Below are 13,875 nucleotides of genomic sequence, written 5' to 3' on the forward strand. Positions count from 1 at the left end.
CCGCTCGGGCACGGCTCTAACTGTCCACACGAGCGAAGAGTGCCTCACCCCCCCGATTCCGCATCGTGTCCTCTCTGGCCGCAACGGCACAGCGGGAGTTTCGTGGGAGACACTAAAGCGCGAAGCCGGATGCCGGCTTTTGGATGCCAACTCAATATTCGCTACCAACATTTTGTATGAATCATTAGCTGAACACGGAGCAATTCGCGAAAATAAAATCAACCCATAACTGGCCATACAAGCTCTTCTACGAAAATATATCTTGATATAGCACATTTAATATTATATGATTACAAACGGTTTTTGTTGAAAATAAAGTCTATATTATTTGTGTTTTTTGAATACGATAAGTTACTAATGACTACCCTTCTTGTCTTCTAATTGTTATTAATAAAATTTTAACCATCAAAAGCTAGTCTTCAAAAGTCCGCTCCGCGGGTAACCGTATCAAAATTCTGATCGGTGCTGGGGCGCGCAACCGTGGCAGCACGCCCAGGGACTGATTCCATGGCTCTCGTCAAAAAGGCCGCCCTCTCGGGGCAGCGATCACTCGCGCGCGGCAGCGAGCAGGCCAGCCTCAACCAGCTCGGCCGTCTCAACGAGGAGCACCGCCGCAAGGCGCGCACCTATGCCAAGCAGCAGAAGGCAGCCGAGCGCATCGCCGCGGCCACCACGCAGCTCGCCAGCGGCATCACCGAGGCCTCCTCGGCCGCCGAGGAGTTGCGCAAGGCGATGGAGCAGATCGCGGCCGGTGCGCAGCAGGCGGCCAGTGCCTCCGAGCAGTCGCAGCGCGCGGTGACGGGCATCTCGGAGACAATCGTTGCGGCACGCATCGAAGCCGAGGCTTCCAGCCAGAAGTCCGGGGCGCTGCAGACGCTCATCATCGGTGTCTCCCGGCAGATCGCGGGAAGCATCGTCTCGATCACCACGGCCGCCGAGCGGCAGTCGGAATCGGTCAAGCTCATCATCGAACTCGAGCGTCAGGCCGCCAACATCGGCGATATCGTTCGGGCCGTGGCCCGGATCGCTGACCAGACCAACCTGCTCGCCCTCAACGCCGCCATCGAGGCGGCCCGCGCCGGCCAGCACGGCAAGGGCTTCGCGGTCGTGGCCGACGAGGTCCGGACCCTCGCCGAAACCTCCGAGAAGAGCGCGCAGGAGATTCAGGAACTGATCGGCCAGATCCAGGGCGACGTGAAGGTGATCGCCGACGGCATCAACCGCTCCGCCGAGAGCACCCGTGAGGAAGTGGAGAAGGGCAAGGCGATCACCGCGCAGCTCGAGAGCGTGCGCGCGGCGATGGTCGAGATCATGAGTGCCGGCGATGCCATCCGTCGGGCCGCGCTCGAGTCGGAAAGGGCCGCCCTCGAGGCACAGAAGGGCTCGGAGGCGATCGCGGCCGCGGCCGAGGAGCAATCCTCCGCCTGCCAGGAATCGCTCAAGACCGTCGACCAGCAGACCACCGCCCTCGACCAGAGCGAGCAGGCCGCCAACGAACTCTCGACCCTGGCCGACGAACTGAAGAACGCGACCGATATCGGCAAGAGCGCCGAGGAGGTCGCCTCCGCCGCCGAGGAGCTGTCATCCGCGGTCGAGGAGATCAACCGGGCGGCCGCCCAGATCATGACCGCCCTCGATCAGATCAATCGCGGCGCCCAGCAGCAATCGGCCGCCTCGCAGCAATCCGCCGCCGCCATCGTCCAGATCGAGAAGGGAGCCTCCCTGGCCCAGGAACGGGCTCAGGACTCGCTGGAACGCAGCGGCGCGATCACCGCTCAGCTTCAGGAGAACCGCGCCGCGGTCGAAGGCTTGGTCGTGGGCGTCTCCCGCGCGCTCGAGGACACCAACCGGAGCCGCGAACAGATCAACGCCCTGGAACAGGTGAGCCGGAAGATCGACAAGATCGTCGATGCGATCACCACCGTCGCGATCCAGACCAACATGCTCGCCGTCAACGGTTCGATCGAGGCGGCCCGGGCCGGGGAATTCGGCAAGGGCTTCATGGTGGTCTCCACCGATATCCGCAATCTCGCACGCGACTCTTCCGAGAATGCCGAGCGGATCAAGGATCTCGTCAAGGCGATCCAGGACCAGATCGTCTTCGTCCGCCGCGACCTGGAGGAGATCTCCGCCGCCGCCGCCGCCGAAGTCGAGAAGAACAAGGCGATCACGAAGGATCTCGAGACCACCGCCGAGGACATGGTGGTCGTGCTCGACGGCAACCGGCAGATCCTCCAGGGTTCCGACATGATCATGCGGAACGTCGAGGAGGCCAAGCGCGGTGTCGAACAGATCGCCGCCGCCGCCAAGCAGGCGGGTCAGGCCGCGGTCGAGGCGCAGCAGGCCGGGCGCGAACAATCCAAGGGTGCCGAGGAGCTCGCCGCGGCGATCGAGGAGATCGCCTCCCTCGCCGACGAGTTGCAGAACCAGGACTGAGCTTTCCCCGGCGAGGCGGGCACGAACCCGCCTCGCCGTCCGATCCCGGCCTGCCGCATCGTCCTGGACAGCGGGTCCCGACTCTCGGAACACGACGATGCGCCAGCATGAGGCGAGCGCAACTCCCTGCGCCGCCGGCCGCGCCCATCCAAAGACGGCGGTGCCTCTCCGGTTGCCGCCTTCGGCCCCGTCACAGCGACCACCGGCCGGTCCGCGGACCGCGCAGCGGGATCGAGGAAATCGATGTCCAGCCCAATCCAACCCCACACCGCAGACCGTGAGGTCGCTGCGGCCGAGACCGGCCAGAACGTCCGGCAATTCGTCACCTTCCACGTCGAGCGGGAAACCTACGCGGTGCCGCTCGCCGAAGTTCAGGAAATCATCCGGCTGCCGGACATGGTCGACGTGCCCCTGGCGCCCGCCGCCCTGGCGGGACTGGCCAACCTGCGCGGCTCGGTCCTGCCGATCACCAGCCTGCGCCGCCTGTTCGCGCTGCAGGACCGGCCGCACGATGACGCCACCCGTGTCGTCGTCGTCAGCCACGGCACGGCCTTCGGCTTCGTGGTCGATCGCATGGCGAGCGTCGTCACCGCAGAGGTTGCCGAAATCGAGGGGACTGACAGCCTCGGCGGCACCATCGACACCGACATGCTGTCCGGCGTGATCAAGCGCGAGGGCGCCATGATCATGATCCTCGACCCCGCCCGCCTGATGCAGCGCAGTGGCGCCGCCCGCGCACCCGTCGGCGGCCCCCGGGCCGAGCTCCTCGCCGAGGCCGGCCTGCTCTCCAGCTCCCGCGGCGAGACCGAGGCCGGCGGGATCTCCGATGAGATCCAGCTCGTCTCCTTCGAACTCAGCGGCCAGGAATATGCCCTGCCGATCGAGCACGTGCAGGAGATCGTGCAGGTCCCGGAAATCGTCAGCGCCCTGCCCAACGCGCCGCATCACGCCATCGGCGTGATTACCCTGCGCGACCGGCTTCTGCCGCTGGTCAGCCTGCGCCGCCTGTTCGGCCTCGCCGAGGCCGGGCTGAGCGAACAGAGCCGCATCGTCGTGGTGTCCTGGAACGGCGCCGCCACCGGGTCGGTGGGGATCGTGACGGATACGGTCAAGGAGGTGCTGCGCGTCGCCCGCGGCATCGTCGACCCGCTGCCGGATCTTCTGTCCGGCTCCGGGGGCTTACGCGAGATCGAAGCGATCTGCCGGATCGACCAGGGGCGGCGCCTCGTCTCGATCCTCTCGGCGGAGCGCCTGTTCGACACGGCCGCCGTGGCGACGAGCGGCCTGGACGGCATGGAGAAGACGATGCGGGACACGCGCGGTGCCGACGAGACGCGGCAGGGCGACGAGGAGGAGCAATTCGTGGTCTTCCGCCTCGCGGACGAAGAATACGGGGTGCCGATCGACGCCGTGCACGAGATCGTCCGGGTGCCCGAGCAGCTCACCCGCGTGCCGCGGACGCCGCGCTTCATCGAGGGCGTCGTCAACCTGCGGGGCGCGGTGCTGCCGGTGGTGGATCAACGCCGCCGCTTCCAGTTGCCGGATACCGAGCGCAACGACCGCCAGCGGATCATGGTCTTCATGATCGAGAACGTGCGCACGGGCTTCATCGTCGACTCGGTCTCGGAGGTTCTGAAGATCCCGCGTTCGGCCATCGCCCCGGCGCCGGACCTGTCCCAGGACGAGGGCAGCGCCATCGAGCGCATCGCCAATCTCGCCGAGGCCAAGCGCATCATCCTGATGTTGAACGTCGACCGGCTGCTGAACCGGCGCGAGGTCGCCGATCTGCGCCGCGCCGCCTGAGACCGCTCCTTGAAGACCGCCGGGTCTGTCGGCGCGGCGGTAGAGCCCGGCTGTCCATACGAAACCCGCTGCTCCGATGACCAAGCTCCTGATCGTCGACGATTCCGCCCTGATGCGCAAACACCTGCGCATGATCTTCGAGGAGAGCGGCTTTGCCGAGGTGCGCACCGCTCGCAACGGACGCGATGCGCTCGAACAGGTGGCCCTGTTCGATCCCGACGTCGTCACCCTCGATATCAACATGCCGGAGATGGACGGCCTGACCTGCCTCGGCGAGATCATGGCTGAGGCCCCCCGCCCGGTGGTGATGGTCTCCTCGCTGACCAGCGAGAGTGCCAGCGTGACGCTGGAGGCGATGCAGCTCGGCGCCGTCGATTACGTCGAGAAGCCCGGCGGCACGGTCTCGCTCAACATCGCCACCATCCGTGCCGAGATGGTGGAGAAAGTTCGCATCGCCGCCGGCGCGAAGCCGCGCCGCGCCCGCGGCCTGCTCGATCGCGTCCGCCGGACGCGCCAGGCGGTCTCATCGCCGCCGCGCCGCACGGCCTCGTCGCGACGGCCGGAGGGATGCATTCTGATCGGCGTGTCCACCGGAGGGCCGCGCACCCTGGAGGACATCCTGCCCGAGCTGCCGGCGGACCTGCCCTGGCCGGTGGTGATCGCCCAGCACATGCCGGGCTCCTTCACCGGCGCCTTCGCCCAGCGCCTCGACCGGCTCTGCGCCCTCACCGTCCAAGAAGCGACCGTTCCGGTGCCGCTTGCCCCCGGCCACGTCTATATCGGCCGGGGCGATGCCGATGTGGTGATCGAGCGCCGCCTCGGGCGGCTGGTGGTCGGCTCGGTGCCGAGCGACCCCGCGCTGCGTTGGCACCCGAGCGTCGATCGCCTCGTGCGTTCCGCGCGTGCCGTGCTGCCCCCGGAGGCGCTCGTCGCCGTCGAGCTGACCGGAATGGGCGATGACGGCGCCGCCGCGATGGCCGAGCTGCGCGCGGCCGGCGGCCGCACCATCGCCGAGTCGGAAGCGAGCGCCGTCGTGTTCGGCATGCCCGGCGAACTCATCCGCCGTGGCGGCGCCACGCTCACCCTCGCCGCCCGCTCCATTCCGACCCAGCTCGTCGGCTGGGTGTCCTGAGGTCACCATGGCCCTTGTTCGCCGAACCACGATCCCGATCCCGGCGGCCGCTCCGGAGGATCCGCGCGACGCCCTCGCGACCGGCTCCGCGGCGGCGCGGCGCGAGGCCGCCCATCGCCTCGCCTCCGACCCGGAGGCGGTCGGGATCCTGGCCACACAGCTTGCCCGCGAGCCCGAGAACAGCGTGCGCGAGGCGATCCTCGCGGCCCTCGGGCGCCTCGGCACGCCGGAGGCGGTCGAGCACCTGTTCGGCTTGCTCGGCAGCGAGGATGTCTGGCTGCGCAACGCCGCGATCGAGACGCTGCAGGTCATGGATGCGGCGGTGCTCGGTGCCTTGGAGGATGGGCTCGACCATTCCGACAGCGACCGGCGCATCTTCGCCGTCAATGTGCTGGTGTCCCTGCGCCATCCGGAGGCGGCGTCCCTCGCCCTGCGCACGCTCGGCCGGGACCCGCATGTGAATGTCTGCGCGGCCGCCCTCGACGTGCTCGCCGAGATCGGCACGCCGGAGATGATTCCGGAGATCGATGCGGCGGTCTCCCGCTTCCCCGACGAGCCCTTTCTGCGCTTCGCGGCCAAGACCGCCAAGCGCCGCATCGCCTGAGCGGCGCCGGAGCCATGAGCGCCCTGCCCGCCTCCCGCGATCCCGAAGTGACGGAGAGCGATTTCACGCGCTTTCGAGACTTCTTCTACCGCAAGACCGGAATCATGTTCGGTGACAACAAGCGCTACTTCGTGGACAAGCGCCTGCAGGAACGCATGCTTGCGATAGGACAGATCGCGTTCCGAGATTATTTCAACACGCTTCGATTTCAGGCCAGCGGCGAGGAATTCCAGGCGCTCGTCAACCTGATGACGGTCAACGAGACCTATTTCTACCGGGAAGAGTACCAGTTCCATTGCCTGGTCCGCTCGATCCTCCCCGAGATCGTGCGCACCAAGCGGCGGGGCGAGCCCGTCCGGATCTGGTCGGTCCCCTGCTCCACCGGTGAGGAGCCCTACTCGATCGCCTTTCAACTGCTCGATCACTGGGCCGATGTCGATCATTACGACGTCGAGATCGTCGCCTCCGACATCGACACGCACGTGATCGAGCAGGCCAAGCGCGGCTTTTACGGCGAGCGCTCCGTGCAGCACGTGCCCCGGACCACGCTGGATCGGTTCACCCGGCGGGTGCGCGGCGCCTACGAGGTGATCCCCGACATCCGGGACTCGATCGCCTTCACCCGGGTCAACCTGTCCGACCCGCTCTCGACCCGGCAATTCCGCGACTTCGACGTCGTGTTCTGCCGCAACCTGCTCATCTATTTCGACGACGCCTCTCGGCGCGACGCGGCCCAGACGATCTACGATGCCCTCAATCCCGGAGGCTTCGTCTGCCTCGGCCATTCCGAATCGATGAGCCGGATTTCGTCGCTCTTCGCCATCCGCAAGTTCGCGGAGGCGATCGTCTACCAGAAACCCTTCGACGCGGAGAGCTGAGATGGCACGTGTCCTTGTCGTGGACGATGCCACGACCGTCCGCATGTATTACCGCGACGTCCTCGAAGAGGCGGGCTTCACGGTCGAGGAAGCCGTGAACGGCTTCGAGGGGCTGGAGAAGGCCATCGAGCAGAGCTTCGACCTGCTCGTGGTCGACGTGAACATGCCCAAGATGGACGGCTACGCCTTCCTTCGTCAGGGCCGCGCCATGCCCGAGCTGCGGGCGGTGCCGGCCCTGATGATCTCGACCGAGAGCGAGCCTCAGGACTCGGCCCGCGCCTACGCGGCGGGCGCCAATCTCTATCTCGTCAAGCCGGTCCAGCCGCAGACGCTCGCGGAAGCGGCCCGCGTGATGGCAGGAATCGCATCGTGAAGAACGCGCTGCTCGCCCAGTTCATCCCCGAGGCGCGGGAGCTCCTCGAGATCGCCGGCAGCGGCATGCTGCAGCTGGAAAAGTCGAACGATGCCGATGCGTTGAACGACATCTTCCGCGCGGTGCATACGCTGAAGGGCACGTCGGGCCTGTTCGACGTGGCACCGCTGACCACCCTCGTCCACGCGGCGGAGGATCTGCTGGTCGAGGTGCGGGCCGGCGCCCTCACCCTCGAGCCGGAGATCGTGGACGGGCTGCTCGACAGTCTCGACCTCGTCGGTCACTGGATCGACGCGCTCGAGAGCCGTGAACAGCTTCCCCCCGATGCGGACGGCATGATGAAGGGGCGGGTCGCCGCCCTGCGCCGCTGGCTCGACGGCAGCACCCCGAAGGGGGCGGCCGTGACGGAGCCGCAACCGGCACCGGCCTGGATCGCCGGCTGGCCGGAGGAGGATCTGCGCGCCGCCTACCGCGCCGCGGCGGACGGGCCGCTCACCGCCTGGAGCTACGAGCCGGACGAGGCCTGCTTCTTCCGTGGCGACGATCCGGCCCATCTGGTCTCGGGTGCGCCGGGCCTCGTTCGTCTGCGGGTGGTCCTGCGCCAGCCCTTCGCACCGCTGGAGACCTTCGATCCCTTCCTCTGCCTCCTGCGCTTCGAGGTGATCTCCGCCGCCGCCACCGAGGTGGTTGCCGACCATCTTCGCTACGTCGCCGATCAGGCGAGCGTGGCCGCGATCCGGTCCGAGGATCTGATCGGTCTGGCCGGGCCTCAGGATGCGTCGGAGATTTTCGGCGATTTTGCCGCCCAGGCGCGGCGCCACCTCGCGGCCGATGACAGGAACGGCCTTGCCGCGGCGGCGGAGGCCCTCCTACGGATCGTCGGCCCCGACAGCCGGCAGGCCTGCGCCCTGCGCTGGATCGCTTTCCTCGCTCCCTCCGCCGCCCCAGACCCGCTCCTTCGCCTTATCGGAGAAATCGGAGGAGACTGCCCGGCAGGGACAGCGGTGAATCAGGAGGGATCCGAGATCGCGCCGGCCGCCCCGCTTCGGCACGTCGCCGAGCAGATCCTGGCGGCTCAGGCGGCGGTTCTCGGCGTGGCCGCCGACGACGGGGTCGCGGAAGGCCGAATCGCGGCGGTCCGCACCGTCATCGACCGTTGCCTGCCGCATGTCGCGCCTGCCCGCGCGTCACGCCTGAGCCAGACCCTGGCCAGTCGCGGCGGCGACGATGCGGCTGAAACGCGCCGCCTGAGGGAGGCCCTGGCCGCCGACGCGGAGCCGGTCGCCCTGACGGCGCAGGACCGCGCTCCGTCCGTTCCCGCGACCGCTCCCTCGGAAGCCCGGCTTCCCGCCGGGGCTCCGGATGGCGGATCGGTCGATGCCGGATCGACCGAGATCAAGGCACCGGAGCCCAAGCCGACCGAAGAGAGCCGGGGACCTGTCCGCATGCTGCGGGTGGAGCAGGGCAAGGTCGACGCGCTCATGAACTTCGTCGCCGAGCTGACGGTGGCCAAGAACGGCCTCGCCTACTTGGCCGAGCGGGTCGAGCAGGTCTCGGGTTCGCGCCAACTCGGGCGGGAGATCAAGGAGCAATACGCCGTCATCGACCGCATCGCCCAGGGCTTGCAGGTCGGAGTGATGGCGATCCGCATGATGCCGGTGAGCCAGGTCTTCCAGCGCTTTCCCCGGCTGGTGCGGGACATCACGCGCAAGCTCGGCAAGGATGTCACCCTCGTCATCCAGGGAGAGGACACCGAGGCCGACAAGAACGTGCTGGAGAGCCTCGCCGACCCGCTCATTCACATGGTGCGCAACAGCCTCGACCACGGCATCGAGACGCCGGAGGCACGGCGCGCGGCGGGCAAGCCGGCCCAGGGCACCCTGCGGCTCTCCGCCCGCCAGGAGAACGACAACGTCATCATCGAGGTCGCCGACGATGGCGGCGGGATCGATCCGCAGGCGGTGCGCGAGAAGGCCCTGCGCAGCGGTCTGATCACCGCCGAGCAGGCGGCACAGATGAGCCCGGAGGAACTGGTCAACCTCGTCTTCGCGGCCGGCTTCTCCACCCGCGAGCAGGTCTCCGACCTGTCGGGACGGGGCGTGGGCATGGACGTGGTTCGCTCCGCCGTCCGCAAGGCCGGCGGCGACGTCTGGCTGAGCAGCCGGGTCGGCGCCGGAACCTGCGTGACCGTGCAGCTGCCGCTGACCATGGCGGTGACGCGGATCGTCACCATCGCGGTGCGGGGTCAGCAGTTCGGGGTGGTGATGGACTCCGTGGTGGAGACCGTGAAGGTGCGCCCATCCCAGATCCATCGCATCAAACAGCGCGAAACCTTCATCCTGCGCGATGCGGTGATCCCGCTGGTGCGGCTCGCCGACAGTCTCGGCCTGCCGGTGGCGGGTGACGCCGTGCCCGAAGAGGAGGCGGTGATGGTGGTCCGGGTCGGGCGCGAGCGCGTCGGGATCGTGGTCGATGGCTTCCGGGAGCGGATGGAAGTGATCGTGCGGCCGCTCGACGGCCTGCTCGCCGGCCTCTCGGGCTTCTCCGGAACGGCCCTCCTCGGCGACGGCCGCGTCCTCCTCGTCCTCAACCTGCCGGACCTCATCTGATGCCCTTCGACCTGCGCGACGATTGCCTCCTGCTCCACGGCCATTGCCCAATCGAGGAGGGCGAGCCACTGCTCGACGCCCTGCGCGGCACGGCCTGCCCCGTTGTCGACCTGTCCGGCCTCGAACAGGCCCACACCGCGATCCTCCAAGTTCTGATGGCAACCGCGCCGGCGATCCGCGGCTGCCCGGCCGATCCGGTGGTCGCGGCCTGTCTCGTCGCCCTACCGCGGGCGGAGGCGCCGGGGGAAGGCCGCGCGGGATGAGCGGGCGGGTGATCGCCGTCTCCAACCGCAAGGGCGGGACGGCGAAGACGACGACGACGGTCAATCTCGCCGCCGCCCTCGGCGACCGGGGCTGGCGCGTGCTGGTGGTCGATCTCGACAGCCAGGGTCATGCCGGGTTCGGTTTCGGCGTGAAGGTGGCCCCCGGCCAGCCAACAGTGCACGATGTGTTCCGCGGAACGAGGGCGCCGCTGACCGAGGCCATCCAGGCGACCGTCTATCCGAATGTCGACGTACTGCCCGCGGATCGTGGCTTTGACGGTCTCTCCGCGGCGATCCCGCCCCGCTCCCTCGCTACGGCGCTTCGGCCCCTGATCGAGAGCTATCGCGTCGTTCTGATCGACACCGCCCCGACCGCTGACGCGCTGCTGATCAGCGCCCTGGCGAGTGCCCATCACGTCCTCATACCCACGACGCTGCATCACCTCGCCATCGACGGCGTCGGGCAGTTCGCGCGCTCATTCTTCCGAGTTGCCACCACGGTGAACGCGGACCTGCACGGACTCTCGATCCTGCCGGTCCAGCTTGATCTGCGCATGACCATGCAGCGGGACATGCTGGGCAGACTCATCAGCAGGTTCGGCCGGGATCGTCTGCTGGCCGGCATCCGTCCCGATATCGCCCTGGCCGAAGCTTTCGGGCGACAGCAGCCAGTCAAATATTTCAAACCTCGCACACGATCTGTTGAAGATTTCGAGGTACTTTGTGATTATGTCATCAGCAGAATTATTTCTGATTGAGTTAACAAAGTCAGGAATCGTGCCGAGGCGAACGTCATTCGTCCCTGGAATGCCGCCATCGTCACGGCGGAGGGCCTCCTCCCGCCTGAAACAATGCGAAAAAGGATTTGATGGTTATGGCTACGATTTTACTCGTCGATGATTCACCGACGATCCTGGCGAGCATGTCGGGCATTCTGGCTCGTTCGGGCTACATCACCGAACAGGCCGCCACGGGCGAGACAGCACTGGCCAAGGTGCGGGCAGGCCTCGTGCCTGGCCTCATCATCACCGACTACCACATGCCCGGAATCAACGGCGTGCAGTTGATCCAGGAGCTGCGCACGCTCGCTTCGACCCGGTTCGTGCCGATGTTGGTGCTGACGACGGAATCGCAGCAGGAAAAGCGCGACGAGGCGCGCAAGGCCGGTGCGACCGGCTGGCTGGTAAAGCCGGTTCAGCCCGACAAACTGCTACAGGTCATCCGGCAGGTCGCACCGGCGGTTCACCCGCGCGCCGCCTAATCCTGCACTGGGTCGTCCCAGCTCGGCCGCAGAGTTCGGCCTGTCCGGAACGGTCCGCGGCTGGCTCCCCGTTTTGCCGCGCCCGTCATTCCGCTTCTATGGCTCATCTTCCGATGCAGACCGCTTCTATCCCCTCCCTCGACCGGCTCGAGCTGAAGGCGCTCCTTCTGGGCGCGGTTGCCGGCGTGGCGTCCGGCACCATGCTCTGGATCTTCGATTGTGTGGAGCCATGGTCGGTGGTTCAGGCGGCGGCCTATGCCAGCTGCGGCGGCCTCGTGGTGCATGTCCTGCAACGCAATGGGGGCGAGACACCGGCGCAGACGGCGCTCCCGACCGTGATGGAGACACTGCAGGAGCCCGCCCAGCTGGCGGACCCGCCCGCCGGGACGGCGGAGGCAGCGGCGACGCTCGGACAACTCGCCCCCTTCTTCGGCGTAACCGAGCAGCAGCTGTGCAGCGTCGTCAGCCAGACAGAAACGGCGGCTGGCGACATCATCGCGGCGCTTCAAGCCCTCGACGCGGCACAAGCCCGCAGCGCCGCCTGCGTTGCCCGGACACGCGACGGCATGATCGGCCTTGCCGAGAGCGGCGACACGGCTCTGCGGGCCCTGGCGGGCACCCTCAACGCTTATCTGGTCGAGCGTCTTGAGATCACCCGCACCGAGCGCGACGCCATCGGTGGCGTTGGCGAGCAGATGCGCAGTCTCGATGCATTGACCGCAGGTTTGGAGAAGGTCGGTGCGTCCACGCGCATGCTCGCCCTCAACGCCAATATCGAGGCGACCCGAGCCGGAATTCACGGAGCCGGCTTCCAAGTGATCGCCCGCGAACTGCAGAGCTTGGCTCAACATTCCCAGGACGCCGTCGCCGAGGCGCGGCGCCGGGTCGCCTCCGTGCAGCAGACGATCGATGGGGTGGTGGTTGCTGCCCACGATGCTGCGCGCACCCGGGCGGAGGAGGCGCGCATCCAGGCGCTGATGAGCGATCTCGACGGGATCGCTGAGATCACGACCCGGACCATCGCCGGCATGGCGCGCACCGAACTTACGGAGATCGAAGCGCTGAGCGAACAGGTCGGTGCCCAGGTATCCATGGTCTTCGGACAGATCCAGTTCCAGGACGTGGTTCGGCAACAGATCGAGGCGGTGGGTGAATCGGTTCACCTGCTACACAGCCTTCTCGACGACCTCCGGCACACCTTGGAAGGGCGAGAACCTGCAAACCCGCTGCGCCCAGACCTCCTGCTGGAATTGGCTCGCGCCCGCTACGTCACGCAGATCCAACGCCGAACCGATGCCGCGGCGGTCGGGGCCCAGATTCAGGCAGCCGAGACCTCGACGATTGAGCTGTTTTGAAAGCGCAGCGTTGGACAGGGGGCTCTGATCCGCCCCCATCGCAGTGGTCCGCCCTGAGCTATGGCCTGGGGGCCAGTTTGGCGGGTCAGGGTCACGCCTGCCCCGGAACGCTCGCGGGCGCGATCACGCCATCGGCATCGAAGCGTTCCATCGAAAGCGAGCGAATAAACCGATCCTAGTGGCGGCCCCGAATTCCTGCGCCATAATGCGCCTGCGCCGCACGGCGCGAGAAGGCAGCCAGGGATCCATGCTCAATACAGCGTCGAACGCACCCGTCGCCGAGGAGCGTCCCCTGGAAAAGGCTCTCGGCCATCAGGTCCGCCTGCTGCGGCGGGAGCGGGATCTCTCGGTGGCCGATCTCGGCAGCGCCGCCGGCATTTCCCCCGGCATGATCTCGAAGATCGAGAACGGCGCGATCTCGCCCTCCCTGGCCTCGATCAACGCCATCGCCTCGGCGCTCAACGTGCCGATCACCGCGCTGTTCGCCGCCTTCGAGGAAACCCGCGACTGCAGCTTCGTGAAGCGCGGCCAGGGTGTGCCGATCGAGCGGCGCGGCACCAAGGTCGGCCATCATTACGAGCTGCTCGGGGCCGGCATCCGCGGCGACGTGGTGGTCGAGCCCTATCTCATCACACTTCAGGATCAGGCCGAGGCCTATACCAGCTTTCGCCATCTCGGCACCGAGTTCATCTACATGCTGACCGGCGAGGTGATCTATCACCATTCCGGCCAGGACTTTCATCTCGAACCCGGCGACTCGCTGATGTTCGATTCGAACGGGCTGCACGGCCCGGCCAAGCTCATCAAGACGCCGATGACCTATCTCTCGGTGATCGTCTATCCCCGGCCGTGAACCGGGTCGGTAACACCTCATTCATCATGACATGCGAGGTGTTTTCGAGCGGGCGGAGATCTGTTGCGATGACGGGCGAAGGACAGCGGGCGCCGGGGCGCTCCCCGCTGCGAGCGATACCGGCTCGCCGCGACGGAGCGCGGCGGTTCCCGGCTCTCGGCGCCCTCGCGATCCTGCTCCTCGGCCCGCCGGCCTCCGCCGCCGATCTGTCGGACTTCGGCACGGCCTCTCCCGCCGCGTCACCTCCCGCCCCGCGCTTCTTTCCCCGTGGCGATGGGGATGCCGACGGCGACCGTCCGCCCCGTCCC

General features: G+C 67.3%; 13 protein-coding genes and 1 pseudogene. All 14 read left to right on the forward strand.

Features of this window, described 5'->3' with window-relative positions:
* On the forward strand, positions 1 to 229 hold a 229-nt coding region (locus tag MZTS_RS24965; protein WP_210329218.1), incomplete at its 5' end, for a hypothetical protein.
* Between the two features lie 278 nt (positions 230 to 507).
* Positions 508 to 2,436: a methyl-accepting chemotaxis protein gene (locus MZTS_RS10235; protein ID WP_009866970.1), complete on the forward strand. Its 1,929-nt coding sequence runs from the start codon at positions 508 to 510 to the stop codon at positions 2,434 to 2,436.
* A gap of 243 nt (positions 2,437 to 2,679) precedes the next feature.
* A complete protein-coding gene (locus tag MZTS_RS10240; RefSeq protein ID WP_192283713.1) occupies positions 2,680 to 4,239 on the forward strand; it encodes a chemotaxis protein CheW in 1,560 nt (519 codons plus the stop codon).
* Between the two features lie 76 nt (positions 4,240 to 4,315).
* Complete coding sequence (gene cheB / locus MZTS_RS10245; RefSeq protein ID WP_192283715.1) at positions 4,316 to 5,371, forward strand: chemotaxis-specific protein-glutamate methyltransferase CheB; 1,056 nt, start codon at positions 4,316 to 4,318, stop codon at positions 5,369 to 5,371.
* Between the two features lie 7 nt (positions 5,372 to 5,378).
* Complete coding sequence (locus MZTS_RS10250) at positions 5,379 to 5,975, forward strand: HEAT repeat domain-containing protein (RefSeq protein ID WP_192283717.1); 597 nt, start codon at positions 5,379 to 5,381, stop codon at positions 5,973 to 5,975.
* Between the two features lie 14 nt (positions 5,976 to 5,989).
* Positions 5,990 to 6,853 (forward strand): CheR family methyltransferase, encoded by an 864-nt coding sequence (locus MZTS_RS10255; RefSeq protein ID WP_192283719.1) that lies wholly within the window; start codon positions 5,990 to 5,992, stop codon positions 6,851 to 6,853.
* Between the two features lies 1 nt (position 6,854).
* Complete coding sequence (locus MZTS_RS10260) at positions 6,855 to 7,226, forward strand: response regulator (protein WP_192283721.1); 372 nt, start codon at positions 6,855 to 6,857, stop codon at positions 7,224 to 7,226.
* Entirely contained in the window at positions 7,223 to 9,835 is a 2,613-nt protein-coding gene (locus MZTS_RS10265) for a chemotaxis protein CheW (RefSeq protein WP_192283723.1), read from the forward strand. The genes MZTS_RS10260 and MZTS_RS10265 overlap by 4 nt, the downstream gene beginning before the upstream one ends.
* Entirely contained in the window at positions 9,835 to 10,098 is a 264-nt protein-coding gene (locus MZTS_RS10270; protein ID WP_192283725.1) for a hypothetical protein, read from the forward strand. The genes MZTS_RS10265 and MZTS_RS10270 overlap by 1 nt, the downstream gene beginning before the upstream one ends.
* Positions 10,095 to 10,856, forward strand: a complete 762-nt coding sequence (locus MZTS_RS10275) for a ParA family protein (protein WP_192283727.1) — start codon at positions 10,095 to 10,097, stop codon at positions 10,854 to 10,856. The genes MZTS_RS10270 and MZTS_RS10275 overlap by 4 nt, the downstream gene beginning before the upstream one ends.
* Positions 10,857 to 10,972: 116 nt before the next feature.
* Positions 10,973 to 11,359 (forward strand): response regulator, encoded by a 387-nt coding sequence (locus tag MZTS_RS10280; protein ID WP_192283729.1) that lies wholly within the window; start codon positions 10,973 to 10,975, stop codon positions 11,357 to 11,359.
* 200 nt (positions 11,360 to 11,559) lie between these two features.
* Positions 11,560 to 12,714 (forward strand): methyl-accepting chemotaxis protein, encoded by a 1,155-nt coding sequence (locus MZTS_RS10285; RefSeq protein ID WP_192283731.1) that lies wholly within the window; start codon positions 11,560 to 11,562, stop codon positions 12,712 to 12,714.
* 247 nt (positions 12,715 to 12,961) lie between these two features.
* Entirely contained in the window at positions 12,962 to 13,567 is a 606-nt protein-coding gene (locus MZTS_RS10290; RefSeq protein ID WP_192283733.1) for a helix-turn-helix domain-containing protein, read from the forward strand.
* 68 nt (positions 13,568 to 13,635) lie between these two features.
* Positions 13,636 to 13,875 (forward strand): annotated as a pseudogene (locus MZTS_RS24970) (hypothetical protein); the annotation flags it as partial.

The organism is Methylorubrum zatmanii, from assembly GCF_014845115.1.
Lineage (GTDB): Bacteria > Pseudomonadota > Alphaproteobacteria > Rhizobiales > Beijerinckiaceae > Methylobacterium > Methylobacterium zatmanii.

What these genes read in the sequence shown, in the direction of transcription:
- MZTS_RS10280 (WP_192283729.1), top strand. Translation starts at nt 10,973, where the DNA reads ATGGCTACGATTTTACTCGTCGATGATTCACCGACGATCCTGGCGAGC.
- MZTS_RS10275 (WP_192283727.1), top strand. Translation starts at nt 10,095, where the DNA reads ATGAGCGGGCGGGTGATCGCCGTCTCCAACCGCAAGGGCGGGACGGCG.
- MZTS_RS10235 (WP_009866970.1), top strand. Translation starts at nt 508, where the DNA reads ATGGCTCTCGTCAAAAAGGCCGCCCTCTCGGGGCAGCGATCACTCGCG.
- MZTS_RS10270 (WP_192283725.1), top strand. Translation starts at nt 9,835, where the DNA reads ATGCCCTTCGACCTGCGCGACGATTGCCTCCTGCTCCACGGCCATTGC.
- MZTS_RS10250 (WP_192283717.1), top strand. Translation starts at nt 5,379, where the DNA reads ATGGCCCTTGTTCGCCGAACCACGATCCCGATCCCGGCGGCCGCTCCG.
- MZTS_RS10255 (WP_192283719.1), top strand. Translation starts at nt 5,990, where the DNA reads ATGAGCGCCCTGCCCGCCTCCCGCGATCCCGAAGTGACGGAGAGCGAT.
- cheB (WP_192283715.1), top strand. Translation starts at nt 4,316, where the DNA reads ATGACCAAGCTCCTGATCGTCGACGATTCCGCCCTGATGCGCAAACAC.
- MZTS_RS10260 (WP_192283721.1), top strand. Translation starts at nt 6,855, where the DNA reads ATGGCACGTGTCCTTGTCGTGGACGATGCCACGACCGTCCGCATGTAT.
- MZTS_RS10290 (WP_192283733.1), top strand. Translation starts at nt 12,962, where the DNA reads ATGCTCAATACAGCGTCGAACGCACCCGTCGCCGAGGAGCGTCCCCTG.
- MZTS_RS10240 (WP_192283713.1), top strand. Translation starts at nt 2,680, where the DNA reads ATGTCCAGCCCAATCCAACCCCACACCGCAGACCGTGAGGTCGCTGCG.
- MZTS_RS10285 (WP_192283731.1), top strand. Translation starts at nt 11,560, where the DNA reads ATGCTCTGGATCTTCGATTGTGTGGAGCCATGGTCGGTGGTTCAGGCG.